Genomic DNA, 7,608 nt, shown 5'->3' on the forward strand with positions numbered 1-7,608 from the left:
GCGACGAGGTGGAGCGCATCGGCATCGAGCGCACCTGGGGCGAGGTGAACAAGGCGGACGTGATCCTGCACCTGCTGGATGCGAGCCGCGGGCCGACGCGCGGCGACGAAGAGATCATGGGGCGCCTGCCGGACAACGTGCCGGTGCTGCGGGTGTGGAACAAGATCGACCTGTCCGGCCACCGGCCGGCGGTGGACCGCATGCCCGATGCCACGCACGTCTACCTGTCGGCAACCGACCGGCGCGGCATCGACCTGTTGCGCACCGAATTGTTGCGCGTGGCGGGCTGGCAGCAGACCGGCGAGTCGCGTTTCCTGGCGCGCGAACGCCACTTGCTGGCATTGAAAGCGGCGCGCGAGCATCTCGATGTTGCGGCCGAACATGTGGCGAAGGACAACCGGACGAGCGACCATGCGCTCGACCTGTTCGCCGAAGAATTGCGCATTGCGCAGGAGCGGCTGAACAGCATCACCGGAGAATTTACGCCGGATGACTTGCTTGGCGTAATTTTCAGCCGTTTTTGCATCGGAAAATGACGAAAGTTTGGAAATTGTGAGATTTGAAGACTTTTGTTTTTAATTAAAGGCGTGTACTATTCGCGCACCAAATAAAGAAATCCGAATCAAGGATGATCGAAGGAGACACGAGAGCCCGCAGGCGCAAGCCTTGCGGGCTTTTTACTGGGCGCTGTTATCAGCTTTGTGAATAGCTGTCATCACGAGAAGAAAGCGGCGGAACATGTTGCGGAGCAGTATTATTCTTCCTGTCTCCTCCAACTCTTCTTGAATTGGATTTACCCGCAAACCGCAAGGTCTGCGGGTTTTTTTTTGCCTGTCACAATCCCGCTTGAGGCCGAGCAGACGGGGCGCCCTGCGCCATTGAGCGTCCACAATGGCGCGGGATGGCAAGGGCGATATACCTGTACTGAACCAAGTACAGGAGCCCGAACGATGCCCAGCCCCCTTCCCGATTTCGACGTGCTTGTCGCCTTGTACCGCCACGACCCCGCGGCGTTGGAGGATTTCCGCCGCCATATGCTGCGTGAAGCGGTGGACGAGGCGCCGCTGCATCACCGGCCGGCACTGGAGCGGCTGCTGGAACAGATCGAGACTGCGCGCGCGCACGCTGCAACGCCGGTTGAGGCAGCGGCGATCGCTTTCCGCATGATGCAGGAATCGGTAGGCCGCCTGCACAACAGCTGGGAACAGGCGCTGGAAGCGGCGGCCGGCTTGCAGGCCGCACTGCTTATCGAGCGGCTGCGACTCGGCAGCACGCTGCGCGCGATTTGAGCCGCGTTCCTGCCTTGCGTTTAATCAAAGCAAAATTTCCCTTTGCAATCAGTGACATAGGGATACTTCTCCCGGGTTGTCCACAGATTTGGGCACAGGAAATGTGGGCAAACTAGAAGAATATCCACACCAGGATGCCGATACTGGCGGCAGCGGACGCGGCGATGCACAGGGCGGCTACGAGGCGGTTGCGGTTGAACTGCATGGCGCTCAGGCGTCCGTGCGCAGTTTGGCCACGGCCTGTTCCAGGGTGCGCAGGAGCGTGGTGGGATTGAAGGGCTTCACGATGTAGCCGGCTGCGCCGAGCTGCATCGCTTCCATGACCGAATTGCGGTCGTTGTTACCGGTGACCATGAGCACCTCGGCCTGCGGCAGGGTTTCCTTCAGCTGACGCAGCACTTCGATCCCGTTCGGCGCCGGCATGTTGATGTCGAGGCAGACGATATTGGGCTTGAGGCGTTCCGCCAGCTCCAGGCCGAGGCGGCCGTTGCCGGCCTCGCCGACGACGCGATATTTTTCGTTCGCGAGGATGTGGCGCAGCATCGAGCGGCTGACGTCGTTGTCGTCGATGATCAGGACGGTGATGCTGGAGGGATCGGGCATGAAAGTCTCCTAGTCTGGCAGCGCCTCGCCGATCGCGGCGTGCAGCGCGGTTAGCATGGCATCGAGTTCTTCGAGCAGCGGTTCCATTTCTCGCAGTGAGGCGCCGGCATGGACGAGGTGTTCGACCTGTGTCGCGGTTTCACGCACGGCAAAGGCGCCTAGCAGTGCGGCCACGCCCTTGAGCGAGTGAGCAAGGCGCTCCGCCTGCTCGCGGTCTTCGGGCAGGACGCGCCGGATGGCGTTGGCGCTGTCGCAGTGGCCGTCGCGGAAGCGGGCTAGCATCTGCAGGAAGAATTCCTTGTTGCCGAGCGTGCGTGCCAGGCCGTCTTCGACGTCGATGCCTTCGATCACCAGGTCCGTATTGTCCGCATGCGGCGCGGCGCCGAGGTCGGTGCCGCTGTCGCGCACCACGGACTGAGGGCACCAGCGGGCGATGGCGGCGTACAGCTCGGACGGGTTGATGGGTTTGGCGAGGTGGCCGTTCATGCCTGCGGCGAAGCAGCGCGCGCGTTCCTCGACCAGCGCATGGGCCGTCATCGCGAGGATGGGCAGGCGGGCGAAGCGTGCATCGGCGCGGATGCGGCGGGTCGCTTCGTGGCCGTCCATTTCCGGCATCTGCACATCCATGAAGACCAGGCCATAGCGGCGCGAGCCGCCGGTCATCAACTTGTCCAGCGCAACGCGGCCGTTGACGGCGATGTCGACGCGGATGCCTGTGGCCTGCAGCAGTTCGATGGCGATCTGCTGGTTGATTTCATTGTCCTCGACCAGCAGCACGTTCAGGTCGCGGAAGCGCGGGATGCGTTCGGCGCTGCGCGCGGCGCCGCTGCGGGAATGCGGCGCGAACAGTTCGGCCAGCGTGTCGACCAGGTGGGAGGTGTTGACCGGCTTGAGCAGGAAACCGTCGGCCTTGATGTGCTCGACGCGCTGGCGCGCCTCTTCCCGGCCGTGCGCGCTGAGCAGGATCATGCGCGGCACCGCGTGCAGCGTGTCGTCGTGCTTGACGGCATTGATCAGGTCGAGCCCGTCCATGCCGGGCATGTCGAAGTCGGTGAACACTACCGCATAAGGTGCCTTGATGTCGGCCCTGCAAATCATGTCGAGCGCTTCGCCTGCGTTCCGCGCCGTGTCCACGTGCAATTGAAGCGCGCTCAGACTGTCGGCCAGCACGTCGCGTGCACTCGGATTGTCGTCCACCACGAGCACGCGCAGGCCCGCAAATCCCTGCGCAGGCAGGTGCTGCCGCTCCTGCGCCTCGGACAGGCCGAACCAGCCAGTGAAGCGGATGGTGGTGCCAACGCCGACTTCGCTCTCCAGCCAGATGGTGCCGCCCATCAGCTCGACCAGGCGCTTGGAGATGGACAGGCCGAGGCCGGTGCCGCCGTACTTGCGGGTGGTGGATTCGTCGGCCTGGCTGAAGGCGCGGAACAGCTTGCCGGTCTGCTCCGGCGCCATGCCGATGCCGGTATCGCGCACAATGAATTGCAGCTGGATCTTGTCGGCGCTCATGTCAAGCCGGCGGCAGGCGACGAAGACTTCGCCCTCGTCGGTGAACTTGATCGCGTTGTTGATCAGGTTGATGAGCACCTGCCCGAGACGCAGCGGATCACCGACCAGCCCGCGCGGGATGTCGAGCGGGAACTGGAACAGGTACTCCAGCCGCTTTTCGTGCGCGCGCGCGCCGGTGACGGTGGCGACGTTGTTGAGCACATCGTCGAGGTTGAAGCTGACATGTTCCATGTCGAGCTTGCCGGCTTCGATCTTGGAAAAATCGAGGATGTCGTTGATCACGCCCTGCAGCGAGAGGCCGGCGCTGCGGATCTTTTCAATGTAGTCGCGCTGCTTGGGGTCGAGGCCGGTGCGCAGCGCGAGGTGGGCCATGCCGATGATGGCGTTCATCGGGGTGCGGATTTCGTGGCTCATGTTGGCCAGGAACATCGACTTGGCGCGCGTGGTTTCCTCGGCGTGGCGGCGCGCGAGCTCGGCTTCCTTCAGCTCGGCCTGGATCTGCAGCGTCTCGAGGCGGATGCGCTCGGCCATGCTGTGCTTGAGGCTGTCTTCCAGGCGCTTGCGCTCGGTGACGTCGGTCATGAAGGACAGCGTGGCCGGCCGCCCTTCCCATTCGATCAGCACCGCCGACAGCTGTGCCCAGATGACCGCGCCGGTCCTGCCGTTGACAATGCGGAAGTGGTAGTACTGCTCGACCTGTTCGCCGCGCAGGCGGCGCAAATGATGGTCTTTGACGAGCGCGCGGTCTTCGGGATGGATGGCGGCGTCGAAAGGCCGGGCGAAGAGTTCCTCCTGCGCGAAGCCGGTAAGCTGCATCACGCGCGGGTTCGCGAACACGATACGGCCTTCCTGCACCACGAGGATGCCTTCGGTGGCGTTGTCGACCACCTGGCGGTGGTGCTCTTCGGACTTGTTGAGGTCGACCTCGAGCTGGCGGCGCTTGGTGATGTCCATGACCACCCACACGGTGCCGCGCGACATGTCGCCGGGATTGACCGCGCGGCCGGACAGGTAGGCCCAGAACAGGCTGCCGTCGCCGCGCCGCATCTGCAGCTCGGCTTCGTACGCCGCGCCGTGGCGCACCGCTTCAGCCACTGCGGCGCCGGTCTTCAGGTAGTCCTCGCGCGACGGGTAGTAGCGCTCGAGCGAGGTGCCGATCGGCTCTTCCGGGCCGACGCCGAAGATCTGGTACAGCGCACGGTTGGCCCAGTTGATGCGGCCGGAGGCGTTCAGGAAGATCATCCCGACGATGGAGTTTTCGAGGATGGTTTCGCGTTCGGCCAGCGTCTGCTTGAGCTTGTCTTCGAGCGTCTTGCGCGCAGTGATGTCGGTGATGAACACCAGCGACGCAGGCCGGCCTTCCCATTCGATGGTGACGGCGGCGACCTCGACCCAGATGGTGTTGCCGCTCTGCTTGTGGATGATGCGCAGTACCGCGTTCTGCTCGACGTCCTCGCCGCGCATGCGCCGCACGTAGCGGTCCTGTGCCATTGCGCGGTCGTCGGGATGCACATCGTGCGCGAGCGGCTGTCCGATCATCTGGCCGCGCGCGGAGCCGGTCAGCTCCAGTATCCGCTCGTTGGCGAACACGATGCGGCCGTCCTGCAGCACGACGATGCCTTCGGTGGCATTGTCGACGACCTGGCGATGGTGCTCCTCGGATTTGACGAGTGCTTCCTGCTGCCGCCGGCGCTCGCTCTGGTCGGACAGGAAGGCGAGCATCGCGGGCTGGCCTTCCCAGTCGATGCGCACCGCGCTCGACTCCACCCACAGTACTTCGCCGTCGCGCCGCACCACGCGGAACTCGGCATAGCGTGCGGTGGCCGGGACATCGTTCATGCGGCGCTGGTAACGCAGCATGACTTCGCCCAGGTCGTCGGGATGGACCAGCGAGGTGAAGGGAATGCGCAAGAGTTCGTCGAGCGTGTAGCCGGACAGCGCGGCAGTGCGCGGGTTGGCGTAGATGAGGCTGTCGCCCTGCACCACGACGATCGCTTCGCTGACGTGTTCGACAACGTTGCGGTACAGGTCCTGCGAACGGCGCAGCGCGATTTCTTCCGCCGCCTTGCGCGCTTCGATATCGGTGAAGGTGACGACCATGCGGCGCAGGCCGCCGGAGACGACGATGGGTTTGAAGCTGACCAGTGCGGTCAGGATGCGGCCGTCGGCGCGGCGCACGCGCCATTCGTCGGACAGGCGCGGATTGTCGGAAAACAGTTCGTTGATGAAACGCTGGCCCAGCGCTGTGACCTCGGGTGGGGCGGCGAGCGTCCACGGACGACCCACGATTCCTTCCTGCGGATAACCGAGCAAGTCGGAGAAGGCGCGGTTGACGCGCACGAAGACGCCCTGCTCATCGAGGAAGCAGACGCCGATGCCGGTCGCGTCGAAGCCGGCGCTCAGCAGCTCATGGTCGTCGTTCGCAGAGGGAGTGGTGCCTGGCCTTGCCGTCATCGTGCCGCCCGTTGATGGACATCGTCCTTGATCGCAAGGGCATGCCAATCACGCGGGCGGCGCCCGGCGGATTCTTAACCTGTCTCCTTGTTATCGGGAAGCACAATATCAGATTCGTGCCGGGCAGGCATCAGCAGGTACTTACAGTGTGGTAAATGACCACTCCCGGCTGACCGGCACGCCGTCCACACGGCCGCTGAACTGCACGTCGTAGGTGGTCGCCGGCGCCAGCACGCCGACAGGGATGATGGCAGCGGCCGAAGGCGGCGTGAGCGGGTCGGCGGTGCCGCCGGCGCTGGCGCGGTTCTGCAGCAATTGCACCTGGAGCGCGGCGCCGCCGCGCGGGCGGATGGAGAAGCTGGTCACTTCGATGATGGACGTGATGTCGGCGTGCACGCTGACCGGGTAGCCGACTTCATTGCGCGACGGCACCGGGTCCGGCACTTCGTGGTCGCTGAAGAAATTGCGCGGTACACCCTGCTGGCCGGTGAACGGGTAGGTGACGATGCGTCCGGCGCCAAGGCCGACGTCGAGACGGTCGGTGACGAAGTTGGCAGTGAAGTAAGTCGAACCGTTGCGCACCGTGGCCGCGCCGGCGCCGACCTGGGTGAAGACCGGCTCGAGGATCACGAAGCGGTGATAGATCGCGGCAAGCAGGTCTTCGGCAGCATTGACGCCGGACGTATCCGAGGTGGACGACAGCACCTCGCCATACGCATAGGCGGAGCGGAACTGGTAGCCGGCGGCGGTGAGGCGGTCGCCGACAGTGACGCCGGTGAAGCCGGGCGCGCCCGGCGTCTGTTCGTGGGTGATGACGTTATTGACCTTTTCGTACTCGGAATGTCCCTGAGCGGCGGCGTCGGCCATCGGCGCGCGCAGCAGCGTGCGCACGCCGACCTGCTGGCGGCGGAAGTTGAACCAGGCGACGCCGTCGTTCGCGGTATTGCCGGTGGCGAGCGGCGCGCCTGGTTCGGCAAGGCTGGCGGCGTTCTGCGTGGTGACACCGCCGCCGCTGTCGCCACCACCACCACAGGCGGCAAGGGCGAGTGCGGTAAACAGGGCAAGCAGGGCTGAGCGGGAAGTGCGCTCCATGTGTATTCCTTTAGACAAGATGCGCGGCGTGTCATCGTTCACGTTAGCCGCAAAAGCCCGTTTAGATGCGGACTTTTACAGAAGGTTGCAAAGCTGCACGAAAGCGAATTACAGAGGAAAAAGTATCCTGACTTTCAGTCCGGCACCTTGCGCGCCGTCCAATAATTCGACGCTTGCGCCATGCATGGCGGCAATGTCGCGCACGATGGTCAGGCCGAGACCGCTGCCGGCCGCGTTGACCGCCTGCGCAGTGGCGGCGCGGTAGAAGGGGGCGAATACGCGCTCGCGTTCGCTTTCGGGAATGCCCGGGCCGCTGTCTTCGACTTCCAGCATCGGCACATCGACCTTGAAGACGCGGATCACGAGCCGGCCGCCGGCCGGCGTGTAGCGGATCGCATTGTCGACCAGGTTGGCCAGCATCTCGTGCAGCAGCAGTTCGTGGCCACGCACCCGCACCTCGCGCTGTCCTTCGAAGGACAGGTCGATGTCTTTCTTGACGGCTTCGACCGCCAGTTCAAGGCCGACCTGGCGCGCCAGCCCGGTCAGTGAAACGTGCTGCAGCTCGCCCTCGGCGGCGCCATGCTCGGCGCGCGCGAGCGACAGCAGGCGGTTGGCGAGGTGCACGGTGGCATCGGTGGTGCCGGCGATGCCGCCGACCATG

General features: G+C 64.5%; 6 protein-coding genes. 2 read left to right on the forward strand and 4 right to left on the reverse strand.

Annotation, left to right across the window (positions count from 1 at the left end; translation table 11 throughout):
* Window positions 1-536 (forward strand): tRNA modification GTPase (locus AYR66_RS21615; protein ID WP_474647540.1); only part of this gene is annotated, 536 nt, incomplete at its 5' end.
* 414 nt (window positions 537-950) lie between these two features.
* Window positions 951-1,289: a DUF3135 domain-containing protein gene (locus AYR66_RS21620; protein ID WP_088709220.1), complete on the forward strand. Its 339-nt coding sequence runs from the start codon at window positions 951-953 to the stop codon at window positions 1,287-1,289.
* A gap of 210 nt (window positions 1,290-1,499) precedes the next feature.
* On the opposite strand, the gene AYR66_RS21625 is transcribed toward AYR66_RS21620, so the two are convergent.
* The 4 genes from AYR66_RS21625 to AYR66_RS21640 all read right to left on the reverse strand — a co-directional run.
* On the reverse strand, window positions 1,500-1,892 hold the full coding sequence (locus tag AYR66_RS21625; protein ID WP_088709221.1) for a response regulator transcription factor: 393 nt from the start codon (window positions 1,890-1,892) through the stop codon (window positions 1,500-1,502).
* Between the two features lie 9 nt (window positions 1,893-1,901).
* Window positions 1,902-5,855, reverse strand: coding sequence for a PAS domain S-box protein (locus AYR66_RS21630; protein WP_088709222.1), 3,954 nt, complete (start codon window positions 5,853-5,855; stop codon window positions 1,902-1,904).
* A gap of 141 nt (window positions 5,856-5,996) precedes the next feature.
* Window positions 5,997-6,947, reverse strand: coding sequence for a CAP domain-containing protein (locus AYR66_RS21635; RefSeq protein WP_088709223.1), 951 nt, complete (start codon window positions 6,945-6,947; stop codon window positions 5,997-5,999).
* A 108-nt stretch (window positions 6,948-7,055) separates the two neighbouring features.
* The coding region (locus AYR66_RS21640; protein ID WP_234814968.1) for a sensor histidine kinase at window positions 7,056-7,608 on the reverse strand (553 nt) is incomplete at its 5' end.

The sequence above is a fragment of the Noviherbaspirillum denitrificans genome (assembly GCF_002211445.1).
Lineage (GTDB): Bacteria > Pseudomonadota > Gammaproteobacteria > Burkholderiales > Burkholderiaceae_D > Noviherbaspirillum > Noviherbaspirillum denitrificans.

Coding starts and splice junctions, on each gene's coding strand:
- AYR66_RS21620 (WP_088709220.1), top strand. CDS start 951: ATGCCCAGCCCCCTTCCCGATTTCGACGTGCTTGTCGCCTTGTACCGC.
- AYR66_RS21625 (WP_088709221.1), bottom strand. CDS start 1,892: ATGCCCGATCCCTCCAGCATCACCGTCCTGATCATCGACGACAACGAC.
- AYR66_RS21630 (WP_088709222.1), bottom strand. CDS start 5,855: ATGACGGCAAGGCCAGGCACCACTCCCTCTGCGAACGACGACCATGAG.
- AYR66_RS21635 (WP_088709223.1), bottom strand. CDS start 6,947: ATGGAGCGCACTTCCCGCTCAGCCCTGCTTGCCCTGTTTACCGCACTC.